This window comes from Methylomonas sp. HYX-M1, assembly GCF_040741385.1.
GTDB lineage: Bacteria > Pseudomonadota > Gammaproteobacteria > Methylococcales > Methylomonadaceae > Methylomonas > Methylomonas rhizoryzae.
The window spans coordinates 1,180,542-1,193,862 of the sequence record NZ_CP160405.1 but is presented as its reverse complement, the minus strand read 5'-3'; the positions used below and the strand labels follow the sequence as shown (position 1 = coordinate 1,193,862).

Genomic DNA, 13,321 nt, shown 5'->3' with positions numbered 1-13,321 from the left:
TTCGGTAAATGTTACGAGTGGCTTTGTTACCCCATAAACGCCCGTGGTTTTGCGAAGCTTGTTGAAAGTGATAGCGCTGATACAACCTTAAACTATGTTCAGTCCGCTTTACATTTCTAAGGGCCGCTTTCTGCGATTGACCAGTCATTCGCTTGAAAATTTTGACCGGCGGCTCTTGGCCGATACCGGCCTTTAATTCAGTAAAATTCCGTTGGTGCCAGTGGCGGTTTTCGTCCGGAATGGGTGATTTTTTTAGACTGAATTATGCAATTCAAGAATTTCGGCGACGTTTTTGGCGATAAACGAAAGCGATCCATTCGAGGCGAGGAGGGTCGCTTGATATGACACCGCCGGTAGAGTCTTGGTACTGAACCGAAAAACCGGTTGAGTCAAAACCGCCGATTTGCCGGTTTTGACTTTTCGTTCGCACGCAATGAAATATTGACGGACTTGTTTACCTTTTGCGCTCCGCCCGACCATTGCGAGTTCTTTCGCCATGTCAAGTGCGATATGGTAATCGATGGTTTTACGCTTGCCGCCAAAGGCGGTGCCGTCGTTGATAAAATTATCAATAACGACAAAATCAATGGCTTGCGTGAATCCGTATTTTGCAATTCGGCTCTTGATCCATGTTGAAAAATCCTGCTTGCTCTCAACGAATTGCCACAAATCACGGGCGTTACATGTTTGGATGGTTGTCCCCGACATTTCGCGGGAATCGATCTTGATTAATTCGTTCACCTCCAGCGCTTGTCCCGGCGGGATGGGGGTGTTGCGAAGGGGTCACTTCGGTTCAGACCCCCTCTGGCGACTCCCACACTTTCCCGGCGGGATAGTCCAGTAGGAGTGAACGATTCGTTCACCTTGATTTCCAGTGCGCCCCCAGCGGCGATGGGGATTGTCACGACTGTTGGTCGTGGGGTGGTGTTTCGCCACCCCACGACATTGCTGTTTCATGGCGTCTGTGTGGTCTGAATATCCGAGCGCATCGCAAACATCCTCGCCATCAACAAACCCTCGATTTTCGATCCTTCTTATCCAAGTAAAAAGATCGCTTACGGTTAGGCGGCATTTTGCCTCTCAATGGCGTCGGCAATACCGCCGCCTTGTTGCAACATCCGCTTGCGCTCTTCGTACCCAAAGCCGAGTTCGATTAATGCAGTGTTCTGGCGTTGCAGCTTTTCCAGCAATTGCAGTTGTGCGGCTGTAAGCGCATCCCGCACGCTTTCAACTCCGCGCACTTCCCTGAACTTCTTGGATGTCATGCCGGTAACGATCCGGTTAATCATGTCGCACTCATTAGAAAAGTGGTAAGGCTTCAACTCTGAATGCACCGCCCGTATCGCGTTGGTCATCGGTAAAAAGCCGGTTCTGGCTTCAAGTCGGTGCTGTCGGCGCTGGTGCTCTTCGGCAAGTCGTGATTCTGTCCATTTGTGGAGCTTGCGCCGAAATGTTGCGCTGCACCAACCTGCAAACTCGAAAGCCAACTCATTGTGAAGCCATGTTCCGCCATACTTCCCTTTCGTGATTCGGACCAAGTCATCAAATTTCTTAAGGGGAGAATCCTCCCCTTTAAAAATTTCGTCGATGTATTCTTTTGTTGACTCTAAGGCCAAAAAATCCTTTGGTTTTTTGCCGAAGTGCTTGGCAAGATCAGTCGCGCTAAAAAACATATCATCCGATTTGATCAGCATCGAGACATCAACCGTAATCTCCACGGTGTCGATTTCAATAATCTCGTACTTAGTGCTCATTGCGCACCTCCGGCAGCAATCGCGTCACGCTCGGCTATCTTTTGATCGATCCAGGCGTCCACCTCGCTTTCAAGCCACCCTGTCGCCTTGGCGTCTTCGCCACCAAGTAGGATTGGGCCCGGAAATGCGCCAGCCTTGATCATTTTTTTAAAAAGGGTTTCTTTAATGCCGAGTTTAGCTAGAACGTCTGGCTTTCTCAGAATCTTGTGAGACATAACGACTCCCAAAAGTTACAAGGAGTCGCTATGTTATGGCTCAAAAAATAGGCGTAATGCGGCGTTTTCCGGTTTTAAATACCATTCAACCGACATAAAAAAGTCGCCAGAGCACCGGCTGCCTTGTTAGACCTTGACACGGCCGCATAGGGTGCGACGAAATGTCAAACCGGCAAATCGCAGGTTTGGTTTCCATTCTCCAACACTTCCCTAGCGTTGGGCATTGTTACAAGTCGGCAACTACGGCAAAATTTGCCGTAGTTCAATTCCCCTTGTTTACACAGTTGGAAGAGGTCAACACCTGGTCTCTATCCGCTTTACGTTTCCGCCAAACTATCTTTACCTTTTAAACCATAAATTTCCGGATGGCGAAGCCTGTCAACCGCACTGCCGGAAACATCGACAATAGCGGCCAGCGCATACATGTTGATCGAAACTGACAACACTATTTCCAGTGCATCGTCCTTGCTTATGGCTTCGTCCTTGGAGTTGCAATAGGCGGTCTCCAAAGTCTCGGCAGCGCGCCTTAAATTGGCTGGCACGTCATGGTCTAGTCCAGCAAACCATTCAAGTTCATCGGCGCTAAAACTGTTCCGCGCTCGCTCCCATAATGCCCACATCGCCTTGTCGATTCGCGAGACTCCAAAATCAGCTGCTTCGGCGGTTTCTGCACTCATTCTTCACCCCCGTTTGCTGCATGAGATTGCAAGCCACGTCTCTTCTCCTCATTGGCCCGGTATGCCTCGTAGCGCCGCATAGTTGATTCGTCTTTGTAATTGCAGCCAACGACCTCAGCAGCGTAATTGATGTCGTTCTTGATTTCGCTAGCCTTGTGCATAATGACGATAAGCGCTTGAGCAATGTCTTCGTCGTCTGGATATCTTTCGGGTGACTCCATCGCGGACAAGACAAGGCTGGCAATAGCCTCGATCTCGTCAAATCCGGTTTGCGCCTGACTATCCATATCGATGATGGCATTTTGCAGCCGCTTAACGTTAGTGCATGGCGCAGCGGTGGTGTAGGTTTGAGCTGTCATGTCGGTTTCTCCTTAGCTGGATGATCAACCGCTGCCCATGGTTCGAATCAGTGGGCGGCGTGGTTAAGTGGGTTCGAACTACCGCGCTAAGGAGCGGCCAGCCTTACGGCTGCCCAAATAACCACGCCATAATGGATGAACACGGCATAGCCGCGCAAAATGACGGGCATAAAAAAACCGCGTGACTGCGGCTTCTTATTCACGCCTTAGCAAACAACGGGGTTCGAATCCCGCCCTCGGTGCTCCGAGGATGGCTAGATTGTGCTACTGCGTTTGGGGTGGTGTCAAGTGTTGATTTTCATGCTAGCAATTTTGCAGGTGGTCTAATTCGCGTGTTAGAGCGATTGATTGGTGTCGACCCGTTGCCACCTATCGCCCAATATGATTCAATCGCTGCCACAGGATAATTACCTGCCGTAACTAACTGCCAAAGATGATATACAGAATTAATAAATGTATGCGGATCAATAATCTATCTATTCATTCCGTATTTTTTGGTAGATATGCTGTTAACAGCTTAATAACTTGTTGGGCGTAACAAGCAATGGTGAATAACTCATGAGCGATGCGAAGTCAGCGGGGGAGCTCTATAAGAAATATGGTCCACGTGCTGCGCTGTGGAAGGTGCGTCTACAGATGCTCATCGGACTCACAATTCCCCTCCTTCTTTTTGCGAAACTCGCATTGTGTCTTTCATTGGACCCCGAAGCAGTTCCGGTAATAGGCGCATTGGACAGTAAGCATCCGCTTCACATCGTTGGGTACGCGCTGGCCATCTCCGCAGGGGTTGAGCTCGCACATATGTTATTCACGCCCGGACCAGATGAAGCAGTTGAGCCACTAATTCTGGGGCTGTCGGCGGCAGTTCTGCTGCTGATATCGGAAGCAGATTTGGCACGTTTTGAGCTGGCTATATCCGTTCTGACATTTACTGGCTGTATTACCCTTCTGTTTTGGGTACGAAGGCAGTTCGTTACTTCGTCTCAGGATGGTGCCCAACTAGGCGCTCAATCCGACGATCCCGCTTCCGGCGGGCCCTCGGCTTAGCTTTGCGTTAGGCCTCACAGTTGACCCGTTGCACCACTGCCGAGCAAGTCGTGTCAGCCGCATTGCAGCAACAGGCGCGCCTTGTCGCAGTGGACGGCTTTCAGGCCTCGGGAAAGACAACCATCGCGAGAGCACTCGGCGTCGGCCTCGGCCGCAGGGTCATCAGCGCCGACGACTACCTTCACCGCCATCAAGGTTCTTTCTTTGTCAACCTTGACATCGAGCGCTTGGCCGCTGATGTCCAAGCTCTCGACTCGTGTGTCCTCGAAGGTGTCTGCTGCCTACAGGTGCTGGAGGCAATTGGTGAAACGTCCGACTGTTTGGTGTACGTTAAGCGCATGGCAAAGTGGGGTTGGGCCGAAGAAGACGAACTTGAGAAGTACGCAGTTCAGGGCGTCGCGCATCTCAGCAAACCGACCGAACCATTGGCGATCTCGCTTCGTACGCTTTGGGATGAAGTCGCTCGTTACCACATCCAGTTTCAACCTCACGTGGTAGCAACAATCACATACGAGCGCAGTGAGGCCTAATCGGGTAAGAGCCGGTTTCTCTCCGGCTCTCACTCACTGGCCTTTGATCGACACCAATTGAGGTTCTTTACGGTGTTACTGTGCTAATAGAACAGGATTTGCAAGGATACCTGCATAATGGCTTCGGCCAGTGCTGAAAACACAAAAGCGGCTCCAGATAGCTCCATCGCCGCTTCTGCATCGACATTGATCCCAGCAGCCAAAGCTGGGGTTGCCAACCAAATTAAAGTATGCCAAAACCACGAAATGTTCAATGACAAAATCATCCTGAGCTAACGACAAAGGCTTGATGATGATCGGTCTCTGTTTAACATAGGGCGTGGTAATGTGGTAACAATACCCATCCCGCCGGGGGAAGTGCGGGAGGTCAGGGCAAGCGCTGGACTAATGCAGGTACTCAGGCCATTTGGCCGCCCGGTCAAGCTCTTCGGCGATTATCCGCGGCGCTTTGATTAAGTCGTCCGGCATGCTTTTCAGCTCGATCCAGTCGGGTGATGACGAATGGGAAATCAATAGCCTGTAGACTACCTCGGTAAGCTTGTTGCTTGGCTTATTGCGACCGATCGACAGATAGATCAGGTTGTGACCGTTGTTAACCGATTTGTAAAGGTCGCGCTCGGTTTCGCTCCATTTCGGCCAGCCAAGCAGTATTTTTTTGACGTTGGAGATTCGGGCGCGTAAGGTTGCATCCAGGGCATCGCCGTAACGGCCTAATAGCGCGGGATTCGCTTGAATTTTGGCGTAGAGCTCGGCGGTTACCGGTGTTAATAGCCGGTCTTCGGCTTCCATTTTGGCGAGCTTCAATGCCTTTTGGGCGTCGGCCAGTTCTTTTTCCAGGCCGGTAATCTCGGTTTTCAGCGACTCGATAGCGGCTAAATTTTCGGCTCGCTTGGTGTTTGCCCGTGCGAATGCCGCGCTGTTTTTCTCGGCAAGTTTTATCACTCGCTGCGCAACGGCTTTGATGTTCAAGTCCAGGCCGTTTTCGGCTGCTACCACAATGGTGATGTCCTTTTTATTCAGCAGCCACTTCCAACTAATCATTTCGTCAGTCGGCGCTATCTTGCCCGGCGTCACATCCGGATTATGGAAAAAGATCGAAATAGTTTGCCCGTCCGATAGCTCGAATACCGCGGCCACTTGCGCGACGCCGTTCTGCTTGAATGGTTCGCTCAACTGCATGGCGACGGGCTTAACGGTGCCGCCTACGCGCTCCATGACGCCTTTTAGCACGTCCATTTTTCGCTGAAGCTTGGCATAAGGCGACACCAAGGCGTCGAATACCGCCAGCTGCTCCACTTCTTCCAAAATGTCGGACAGGGTAACGGCATCCATGACCAAGCCTTCGCTGGCGTCGGAGCGCCGGATGTTGTAAAGCAGGTGGGCAAAGGTGGTATTGATCGGTGAGTTGGTGGAGTCCCACGTAATGTGTGAGTGCATTTTGATACCTGTTATCGCTTGATGTTAAAGGTTGCCCAATCGTTTCTATCGATCGCGGTTAAGGTCGCCAACGAAACCGGTACCATCAATTCAACGAATTGGCCGTCGGCATCGACCGGTGATGAAATGGGTTGCTGGATCGACTCGATGACCAGGGGCGCATAGCGGTTGTTTTTGTAGGTCATGCCCAGCAGGGTCGGGGATTCGGAAGGCAATACCGCCTCTATCCAATCTTTTGAGCCCTTCATGAGTCCGGTCAGCGCCCCAGCTAGTACGCTATCTTTCGCCAGACTTTTCGGTAAGGCCCAGCTCATGAGTTGATTAAAGGGCTGCTGCACTTCGGTTGCCGGGTCTTTCCAGGCCCGAAACAGTAGGTTCAGGCTGAGTTTTACCGGTGGCATGCCGGTGAAAACTTGCGTCGAGTTAAGCTTAGTAATGCCGGTACGGCCTTCGAATTTTTTAAGGTAAGGCTTTACGTCGTCGGCGATACTTTTCGAGAAAAACACGTCGAGCACGCTTTCTACGGCTTGCGTGCTTCCGGACTGTAGCAGGGCCGCAAAGGAAGGAAAGCTCGATTCCGGTCCAGCCTGTTCGAACGGCGATTGCCAATTGAGCGTCACCTCAAGGTTGGCGTCGTCGGCAATCGGCGCCTTCACCACAATATTAGCGTGTTTCTTGCGCTTACCGTCTCGATCCACTTCGTAGAACGACGCAATCAGGTGTTTGGACAGCCCGCCCCAGTCGGATGTGTAAATGATGTCGGTCATGGTTAAGTCGTATATTTTGTTTCAGCGTAGGAATGCCTGATTCGGTTAGCGTTGTCTCTGTAGGTGCCAGCAAATTTGCTTTCTCCTATTCCAGCTTGTCCTTGTTTTGTTGATTCTTTCGGATTGCTGAAAATTAAGCAGTCGATATTTGACTGAGTATCCCGACACAACAAGGTGCGCAGAATTGCGCGGCAGGTAAAAGCATGGGGTGCCTCTACCTTGTTGATTCTTATAGACTCCCAAAAAATCGGGAGCCGAAATTCCTGCGCCATCAAATATCTTTCGAATATCAGCAAGAACATGGTCATGCCTTTTTCCAGTCAACTCCGCAATCTCCAGCGAAGACATTGTTGGGGCCTTATCAATCATCAGTAACTGATTCATTGCTAATCCTCTTCGGTTTGGTTTTCATCTTGAGTTTCGACTGCAAGTAGTCCTCGCGCTTGCAGCACCTTTCGCTGTCTTTCTCTTGCCGCCGCCATGCGATCGACAAATTCTGTTTTGATACGCGCCATCATTTCCGGATCGAGTTTGTGAGTGCTTTCCACCTCGATCTTGTCGCGCCAGTATTTCGGTTGGCGGTTCTTGAGCCAAAGGAATGCGGCCGCCGTATCGGGCGGCAATTCCTTTTCGGTGACAACCTTCTCAACCGGAGTCATGTTTCCGAATTCATCCGCCATTTCCTTGATCTTGATTTCGAGGTACCGGTAGCCGGTTGCTTTCTTGTAAAGACTTCCTGCCACCACGGCATCCGCAACCAACTTGCCTTTCCTTATGGACTCAAAAAAGGTCGAGTGCTTGCGCTTCCAGTTATTGATGGTTTGCTCGGTCACGCCAAATGCTTCGGCCATTTCGGCGTCGGTTGTGCCGCGCAAGCACATGTCATATGCCAGTCGGTCGTGTGAGGGTAGATAGTAGGTAGGACGCCCGATTGCGGCGTATTCGGATTCGTCTACAGACTCCCACGCTGGCGCTTCGTTGCTTGGATCAGGGGTTGGCTTGGCGACAGGGTTGGGTTTGCTGTCCAAGCTTGGAGTTTGCGATTTTCCAAGCTTGGATTTTTTGTTTTCCAAGTTTGGTGTTTCGTCTCCAAGTTTCACCCAATTTTCTTGTTTGGCTTTTAACCTGACGGCTTCAGCACTAACGGGTAATTCAAGTTTTTCGATCAGCCAGGGGAATCCTTTACGCGGATCGGCTTCCCAGACGCGTTTAGCGCTTTCCCACTGTTCGGCGGTTAGTTTAGGCTTCGCGGCCATAGCGGTTGGCTTGGTTGCTTACTTGCCGGGGCTGTTTTTCGTGGGCTTCGTGTGGATTTTGGCGCACCTGATCGGGGTCGAATTGATGTAGGTATTCAATTTCGAATACCCTGTTCCTAACCAACCGGCAGGCGGCTTCTCGGGCGATATTGATCGCTGCGTCCAAGCGGTTGATGAACATCGAGCCGGCCGGCATTTGGTCGAAGTCCGGGTTCAGTTCCCAAAAGCGCATAAACCCGTCATCGGCGGCTTTGACGGCGGTAATGAGTGTCTTGATAGACTCGGCTACCGCATTGATCTTATTGTCTAACTTCCGTTGGTTGTTTAAGAGATTAGCCCGGCTTTTGAAGCCGGCGTCGACGATGAAGTTTAGGGCTTGGAAGTCGAATCTCGGCTTGTCCGGGCCGGTTTCGAAGTCATCAGTTAAGCCGAACAAGTAATCGATCGACACGTCGTAGAGCTTGGCGCAATCGGCGATGAGCAAGAGGGGGATATAACCATTGTCCGGGCCATCGCTGCCCTCTAGGGCTTTGATGGTGAGTTGATCTACACCGAGCAGTCGAGCGGCTGTTTTTTGTGTGAACTGACACATCTCGCGAGCCTCGCGCAATCGGGAGCCGATTTTTTTGGAAAGGATCAGCTCGCGCTTGTCTTGGCTTTCATCTTTGGTAGAGTTGGCTTCCATTTAGGCTTCCAGCAGGCTGAACTCGGTGCCGGACAACAGCGAAAGGTCATAGTCCGGCGCGGTGGCTAGAAACTCGTCCAAGTGCGCTTTTTTAGCTTGCAATTCAACGACATTTAGCCGGTGCGCTTCGGATTTAGCCTTTGCTTCTGCTTCGAGTTCGCGGACTTGGGAGAGAGTGGCGCCGTTGAGTTTTAGGTCCGTTAGGTCGCGCTGGTATTGGTCAAGGACGGTTTGGCCGAGCCGGTTTTCGGCTTCGATTTGGATGGTAAGTCCGAGTGCTCGAAGTGCAACTTTGGCTGGAAGGTCTTTAAGCGGATCGTTAGCAGGGCCAGAGTTTGGGTTATCGATCGCCGCAAGTGTCCGTTCGCAGCGGACCAACAACGCTGCAGCGGATTCGAAGGCTTCTGGGTTGTAACTAACTGATTCTCCGTCTATTTCCCTCAAGGCGGCAATCAGCGGCGTGAGCTTGGCTTTAACGTGGCCGGGCCGGGTTATGGTGAGCATCATCCGATTACCATCGTTTTCATAAATTTTTGGAGGTCGCGGACTTCGAACGCGCGGGTACCGGCGAGCAACTCTTCATCGAACCTTGGTGAATCCGCTAAGTAGCTATTGCACTTGGCCTTTTCGGCGTGAAGGGCTTTGATTTTTGCTTCCAGCGCGGCAATTTCGGGAGCTGGGTCAGCGACGATTTTCGCGATTTCTTCGGGCGAAAATTGTTTTTTGGTTAGCTCTTCGATTTTTGAGGTGTAGCTGCTCGCGAGGTTGGCTTGCAGCGTTTTGGCCTCGTGAATTTCGTTATCGATCTTGAAAAATAATGTCACGGCTGCGTTGATGATGGCAACATCCTTGCTTTCAAGTTGCTGGGCAGCCTGGTTAACAATCGACTGCGCGGCTTGAAGGTCAGCTTTAAGTTGGGTCAATGTTGTTTTAACTTCCGGCGTCATTGCTGTGGCGGGAAGCGCCTCAAGCGATGCGACGGCCGGAGCAAGGGATCGAATGGTGTTTTGTGCGCGGATTGCCTCGTTGCGGGATACGGGTTGTTGAGTTTCCATGGTATTGTTCGGGTTTAGTTTGTTGATGGATTGTTTTAGATCGGTAGCGGACCAGAGCGAGCGGGTGCCGATTTTTATGGGCTGCGGGAAAGTGCCGTCGGCAATGTGCTTGTAAAAGCCCGCTCGACTGATTTTCAGCCACTTGAGGACTTCGTTCAGATCAAGCAAGTCAATTTGTTTCGTGTCGGTCATTTCAGCCCCGGTGTTTGATTTCTGGGGTTATTTTCCTCGCCGTTTCAGCGGCAACTTGTGCAATTTTCCGGGTTTAGATGGCGACAGATTGTGATGGAAAATAGTGGATGCACTGGGTTATTGAACGGTGTTGTGCTCGTGGTGTTTAAGGGGAAATGTATCGCCGATGAAATTTGTTGAAATTGAAGCTAACAGGGCCAACAAGGCCAGTTCGGCCTCTGGGTCGCTGGTGGTGATGCGCCCGGCGTCCAACGCTTTTGAGATTCTTCCGACTAGGTATAACAACTGGTCTTCAAGTTCGAGTGGGTCGTCTTCTGATAAGTCGAACATTGCTGCGATTTCGCGGGTTTTGGTAAAGGTGCTTTTCATGGGTGTTGGTCTGGTAGGTTGGTCCATTGCATCGTTTCCGGCAGGTATTGGACTAACAGCGTGGCGCAGCCGCCGTGCCGGTTTTTGTCGATGATGATCTCAGCGGGGGATAGATCGTCGTCGTTTCGATAAAGTAGGAGGATTTGGTCGGCTTCCTGCTCAATGACTCCGGAATCTCGCAAGTCGGCCATATTGGGTCGCGGGTCTTTGCGGTTAGTGACGTTTCGGTTCAGTTGAGCAAGCACCATGACCGGGATGTTTAACTGCCGGGCGATGTTTTTGCACCCTGTGACGACTTCGGCTACGTCCTGCACTTGGCTTCCGGTTGATCTTGTTGGTTTAACACGGGTCAAGTAATCGATCACGATCAGGTCAACACCGCCATCAACCATCCAAGCCTTGGCTTGTAGTGCAATGTCGGCGATGGTGACGTTAGGGTTATCGTTGATCCGAAAGTTTAAGCCAGCAACTTTTTTGGTTGCCGTGGTCATCAGCGGCCAATCGGTGTCTTTTAGGTTGGCGTCTCGAATCTTGTGGCCGCTGATGCCGGTCTCGGCGGCAACGATTCTGGCCATGATTTGGTTGGAGGGCATCTCCGTGCTGATAAAGCCAACTTTTTTGCCGGATTTGGCGAGATTTAACAGCACGGACAAGCCAAATGCAGTTTTGCCTACTGCCGGGCGGGCGCCGACTATAACCAGGTCGCCGGGGTGCATGCCTCCCAGTTCCGCGTCTACTTTTCTGATGCCGGTTTTTAGTCCGAGTCCGCCGGACTCGCGGGTGTCGTAGGCGTTATCCAGGTGGTCCAGAAACGCCCCCATCGCCTGTTTGATGGTGTAGTTGTAGGTCCTTGAATCTTGCGAGATTTCGTTTACCGTCGCTTGCATTAGATCACTTAGCGCCGCGCTAAGGTCTTGGCCGGCGTCGAGGTTGGCGAGGGTAGAGGTCAGAATTTGGCGAACCTTTTTGGACTGGTGAATTTCTCTTAAGCCGGCAAGGTATTTTTGTAAGTTCTGAACAGCTCCTGTCTGATTTTGTTGTAGATCAACGAGTTGTTGAAGCAGGCCGGGGCGATTGAGGTGTTCGTGGATGCTAAGCGCATCGACCTCGGTTCCGGCCGCGGCGATCGCTTTTGCGGCGCTGATTACGTGTCGCCACGCTTCGAACCACGATGGGTTTATTTCAACGCTTGTAATGGCCGTCGGGTTGCGTAGCAGGATGCTAACAACCGCGTTTTCGTAAGACAATTGCTTGTTATTGTTAACCATTTTTAGTAGACCTTGCGACGGCTGCGGGGTGTTGGCTCTGGTTCGGCGGTAGCGTATTTGACGAATAGCGGTAGCGTTGGTGGGAACTTTTCGCCGCTGGATATGCAGCCCTGCACCCCACGTTCGATCTGAGTTTGAGTTAGCTTAGAGAGCTGAATCGACCATTCATGCCGGGAAATTTTGTAGGCTTCTTGGGTCGGGAAGTGGTCAATCCAGAGCTGGGAGTAAATACCCATCATTCGCAGAAACAGGGTATCCGTCTCCGCGAGTGCTCGCTCGTTGGGCATCATGGACGAGAGCTGCTGCGCCGAAAATTTGGCCCGCAATGGCTGTTGATCTTTGGTGTTTGTTTGCATGGGCTGTTACTCCGTGGGGTGGGTTGATGGTTGAGTTTTGAATGAAGCTCTCGATTTTGTCGGCGTTTCGAAAAATCAAATCGAGTGAGTCATAAACTTTGCTCTTGTCGTTCTGGCCCATATGCCAACTTGACTTTGAGCAGCCTGCTATTGCGGACTTTAGTTGATCGACGGTATAGCTTTTTAGGGCTCTGGTGATGATGGCTTTTCGTTTTGAGTCGAACACCGCCTGGGGATGATTCATTGTCGTTTGCCAGAAATTGAATATTTCTTCTGCTGGATTTCGATTGGTTTCATCTTCGGCTTTTTTGGATTTCGAAATGTCGCTTTTGTTTATTTTTATTAATGGGGATTCACTATGGGGGTTATATGGGGGTTCATGTTCAGGGGTTGAACTTATCGAGTTCAAGCGTTGAACTTTTCGAAGTTCAAGCGCTGAACTTATCGGCTGGCGCTTGCTTGCGCGTAAGTTGTTGATTTTTTCGATAAGTTCAATCCGTATACTTATCGCTAGTTCAATGCTTGAACTTATCGATGATTTAACGAACCAGCTTTCGTCAAAAAGCATTTTGTATGTGTTTACTTTTTTTCCAGTGCCGATGCTGCCGTGGCTCTTCCTTTCGATCAAGCCAGCGCCTTCGAGGATGTGTAACGATTTGGCTAGCGTTGCCTTTGCCAGCTTTGTCTCGGCCATTAAGGTTGTGTAGCTCGGGAAGCACAAACCCATGTCGTCTGCTTTATTCGCGAGGCAAATTAAGACGAGCGTTTCATTAGCGTTGGTCGGCATGGAGAACGCCATGGTGATGTGCCGATTGCTCATTTTTCACCCTCATGCCGGGAAGCGGTGACTAACGCTCGAAATGATGCGAGCGCGGCGTGCAGTCGGGTGTATGTTACGCACATCGGGCAGGCGTGATGCTCTCCCGGCCGTAGCGGTGTGCCGCAGCCGGCGCAGCGGCGTGTAGTATTTGTCATTATGTTGACCTATGCTGTGGCTGCCGCGCCGGACTCTATCCATTCAAAAAACGCAGATTCCTTAATTAATACTTTTCTCCCCATTTTAAATATTGCTCCAGCTTTTTGAAGTCCATTTGATTCTTTATAAAAAATATAATGCCTCAAAGTTCCCACAGGAAAGGCTGGGTGCTTTTTATTAAACAGCTCAACGGTCAAATATAATGTATTGTCGCAGTTAGGCGTGGTATGCGTGGATGCCATATAATCATCTCCATGTGTTGCTACCGGGTATCGGCGGCGTTCGGACATAATCGTATGGTATTGTTTTTGTTTAAAAAAGATGATAAATCACGACAAAATCGTGACAGTTTTTGAGTTGTCACGGTTTGGAGTCAAC

The 13,321-nt window shown here is 50.8% G+C and carries 19 protein-coding genes; 3 read left to right on the top strand and 16 right to left on the bottom strand.

Annotated features, from left to right (window positions below; all coding sequences use genetic code 11):
• Positions 1 to 252: 252 nt before the first annotated feature.
• From AB0A83_RS05620 to AB0A83_RS05600, 5 genes are all read right to left on the bottom strand, one after another.
• The gene (locus AB0A83_RS05620) at positions 253 to 741 is read right to left on the bottom strand and encodes an antA/AntB antirepressor family protein (protein WP_367155649.1); all 489 of its coding nucleotides are present in this window, start codon (positions 739 to 741) and stop codon (positions 253 to 255) included.
• A gap of 320 nt (positions 742 to 1,061) precedes the next feature.
• A complete protein-coding gene (locus AB0A83_RS05615; RefSeq protein ID WP_367155648.1) occupies positions 1,062 to 1,754 on the bottom strand; it encodes a KilA-N domain-containing protein in 693 nt (230 codons plus the stop codon).
• Entirely contained in the window at positions 1,751 to 1,969 is a 219-nt protein-coding gene (locus AB0A83_RS05610; RefSeq protein ID WP_367155647.1) for a helix-turn-helix transcriptional regulator, read from the bottom strand. Before AB0A83_RS05610 ends, AB0A83_RS05615 begins: the two co-directional genes overlap by 4 nt.
• Positions 1,970 to 2,286: 317 nt before the next feature.
• A complete protein-coding gene (locus AB0A83_RS05605; RefSeq protein ID WP_367155646.1) occupies positions 2,287 to 2,646 on the bottom strand; it encodes a hypothetical protein in 360 nt (119 codons plus the stop codon).
• Positions 2,643 to 3,005, bottom strand: a complete 363-nt coding sequence (locus AB0A83_RS05600; RefSeq protein ID WP_367155645.1) for a hypothetical protein — start codon at positions 3,003 to 3,005, stop codon at positions 2,643 to 2,645. The genes AB0A83_RS05605 and AB0A83_RS05600 overlap by 4 nt, the downstream gene beginning before the upstream one ends.
• A 558-nt stretch (positions 3,006 to 3,563) precedes the next feature.
• Here AB0A83_RS05600 and AB0A83_RS05595 point away from each other — a divergent pair.
• From AB0A83_RS05595 to AB0A83_RS05585, 3 genes are all read left to right on the top strand, one after another.
• Entirely contained in the window at positions 3,564 to 4,052 is a 489-nt protein-coding gene (locus AB0A83_RS05595) for a hypothetical protein (protein ID WP_367155644.1), read from the top strand.
• 50 nt (positions 4,053 to 4,102) lie between these two features.
• On the top strand, positions 4,103 to 4,582 hold the full coding sequence (locus AB0A83_RS05590) for a hypothetical protein (protein ID WP_367155643.1): 480 nt from the start codon (positions 4,103 to 4,105) through the stop codon (positions 4,580 to 4,582).
• Positions 4,583 to 4,699: 117 nt separating this feature from the next.
• Entirely contained in the window at positions 4,700 to 4,858 is a 159-nt protein-coding gene (locus tag AB0A83_RS05585; RefSeq protein ID WP_367155642.1) for a hypothetical protein, read from the top strand.
• Positions 4,859 to 4,966: 108 nt separating this feature from the next.
• Here the strand turns inward: AB0A83_RS05585 and AB0A83_RS05580 are convergent, their stop codons facing one another.
• The 11 genes from AB0A83_RS05580 to AB0A83_RS05530 form a co-directional block, all read right to left on the bottom strand.
• Entirely contained in the window at positions 4,967 to 6,019 is a 1,053-nt protein-coding gene (locus tag AB0A83_RS05580; RefSeq protein ID WP_367155641.1) for a hypothetical protein, read from the bottom strand.
• An 11-nt stretch (positions 6,020 to 6,030) separates the two neighbouring features.
• Positions 6,031 to 6,786: a hypothetical protein gene (locus tag AB0A83_RS05575; RefSeq protein ID WP_367155639.1), complete on the bottom strand. Its 756-nt coding sequence runs from the start codon at positions 6,784 to 6,786 to the stop codon at positions 6,031 to 6,033.
• Between the two features lie 45 nt (positions 6,787 to 6,831).
• A complete protein-coding gene (locus AB0A83_RS05570) occupies positions 6,832 to 7,170 on the bottom strand; it encodes a Rha family transcriptional regulator (protein ID WP_367155638.1) in 339 nt (112 codons plus the stop codon).
• A gap of 2 nt (positions 7,171 to 7,172) precedes the next feature.
• A complete protein-coding gene (locus tag AB0A83_RS05565; RefSeq protein ID WP_367155637.1) occupies positions 7,173 to 8,042 on the bottom strand; it encodes a hypothetical protein in 870 nt (289 codons plus the stop codon).
• Positions 8,026 to 8,727 carry a helix-turn-helix transcriptional regulator gene (locus tag AB0A83_RS05560; protein ID WP_367155636.1) on the bottom strand — a complete coding sequence of 234 codons (702 nt, stop codon included), beginning with the start codon at positions 8,725 to 8,727 and terminating at the stop codon, positions 8,026 to 8,028. Before AB0A83_RS05560 ends, AB0A83_RS05565 begins: the two co-directional genes overlap by 17 nt.
• Positions 8,728 to 9,234: a hypothetical protein gene (locus AB0A83_RS05555; protein ID WP_367155634.1), complete on the bottom strand. Its 507-nt coding sequence runs from the start codon at positions 9,232 to 9,234 to the stop codon at positions 8,728 to 8,730.
• On the bottom strand, positions 9,231 to 9,974 hold the full coding sequence (locus AB0A83_RS05550; RefSeq protein ID WP_367155633.1) for an AlpA family phage regulatory protein: 744 nt from the start codon (positions 9,972 to 9,974) through the stop codon (positions 9,231 to 9,233). Before AB0A83_RS05550 ends, AB0A83_RS05555 begins: the two co-directional genes overlap by 4 nt.
• Positions 9,975 to 10,091: 117 nt before the next feature.
• Entirely contained in the window at positions 10,092 to 10,343 is a 252-nt protein-coding gene (locus AB0A83_RS05545) for a hypothetical protein (RefSeq protein WP_367155632.1), read from the bottom strand.
• Positions 10,340 to 11,611, bottom strand: coding sequence for a replicative DNA helicase (locus AB0A83_RS05540; RefSeq protein ID WP_367155630.1), 1,272 nt, complete (start codon positions 11,609 to 11,611; stop codon positions 10,340 to 10,342). Before AB0A83_RS05540 ends, AB0A83_RS05545 begins: the two co-directional genes overlap by 4 nt.
• A 207-nt stretch (positions 11,612 to 11,818) precedes the next feature.
• Positions 11,819 to 12,787 (bottom strand): helix-turn-helix domain-containing protein, encoded by a 969-nt coding sequence (locus AB0A83_RS05535; protein ID WP_367155628.1) that lies wholly within the window; start codon positions 12,785 to 12,787, stop codon positions 11,819 to 11,821.
• 164 nt (positions 12,788 to 12,951) lie between these two features.
• The gene (locus AB0A83_RS05530) at positions 12,952 to 13,185 is read right to left on the bottom strand and encodes a hypothetical protein (RefSeq protein WP_367155627.1); all 234 of its coding nucleotides are present in this window, start codon (positions 13,183 to 13,185) and stop codon (positions 12,952 to 12,954) included.
• Positions 13,186 to 13,321 lie beyond the last annotated feature (136 nt).

Coding starts and splice junctions, on each gene's coding strand:
- AB0A83_RS05615 (WP_367155648.1), bottom strand. CDS start 1,754: ATGAGCACTAAGTACGAGATTATTGAAATCGACACCGTGGAGATTACG.
- AB0A83_RS05610 (WP_367155647.1), bottom strand. CDS start 1,969: ATGTCTCACAAGATTCTGAGAAAGCCAGACGTTCTAGCTAAACTCGGC.
- AB0A83_RS05605 (WP_367155646.1), bottom strand. CDS start 2,646: ATGAGTGCAGAAACCGCCGAAGCAGCTGATTTTGGAGTCTCGCGAATC.
- AB0A83_RS05600 (WP_367155645.1), bottom strand. CDS start 3,005: ATGACAGCTCAAACCTACACCACCGCTGCGCCATGCACTAACGTTAAG.
- AB0A83_RS05595 (WP_367155644.1), top strand. CDS start 3,564: ATGAGCGATGCGAAGTCAGCGGGGGAGCTCTATAAGAAATATGGTCCA.
- AB0A83_RS05585 (WP_367155642.1), top strand. CDS start 4,700: ATGGCTTCGGCCAGTGCTGAAAACACAAAAGCGGCTCCAGATAGCTCC.
- AB0A83_RS05580 (WP_367155641.1), bottom strand. CDS start 6,019: ATGCACTCACACATTACGTGGGACTCCACCAACTCACCGATCAATACC.
- AB0A83_RS05575 (WP_367155639.1), bottom strand. CDS start 6,786: ATGACCGACATCATTTACACATCCGACTGGGGCGGGCTGTCCAAACAC.
- AB0A83_RS05570 (WP_367155638.1), bottom strand. CDS start 7,170: ATGAATCAGTTACTGATGATTGATAAGGCCCCAACAATGTCTTCGCTG.
- AB0A83_RS05565 (WP_367155637.1), bottom strand. CDS start 8,042: ATGGCCGCGAAGCCTAAACTAACCGCCGAACAGTGGGAAAGCGCTAAA.
- AB0A83_RS05560 (WP_367155636.1), bottom strand. CDS start 8,727: ATGGAAGCCAACTCTACCAAAGATGAAAGCCAAGACAAGCGCGAGCTG.
- AB0A83_RS05555 (WP_367155634.1), bottom strand. CDS start 9,234: ATGATGCTCACCATAACCCGGCCCGGCCACGTTAAAGCCAAGCTCACG.
- AB0A83_RS05550 (WP_367155633.1), bottom strand. CDS start 9,974: ATGACCGACACGAAACAAATTGACTTGCTTGATCTGAACGAAGTCCTC.
- AB0A83_RS05545 (WP_367155632.1), bottom strand. CDS start 10,343: ATGAAAAGCACCTTTACCAAAACCCGCGAAATCGCAGCAATGTTCGAC.
- AB0A83_RS05540 (WP_367155630.1), bottom strand. CDS start 11,611: ATGGTTAACAATAACAAGCAATTGTCTTACGAAAACGCGGTTGTTAGC.
- AB0A83_RS05535 (WP_367155628.1), bottom strand. CDS start 12,787: ATGAGCAATCGGCACATCACCATGGCGTTCTCCATGCCGACCAACGCT.
- AB0A83_RS05530 (WP_367155627.1), bottom strand. CDS start 13,185: ATGGCATCCACGCATACCACGCCTAACTGCGACAATACATTATATTTG.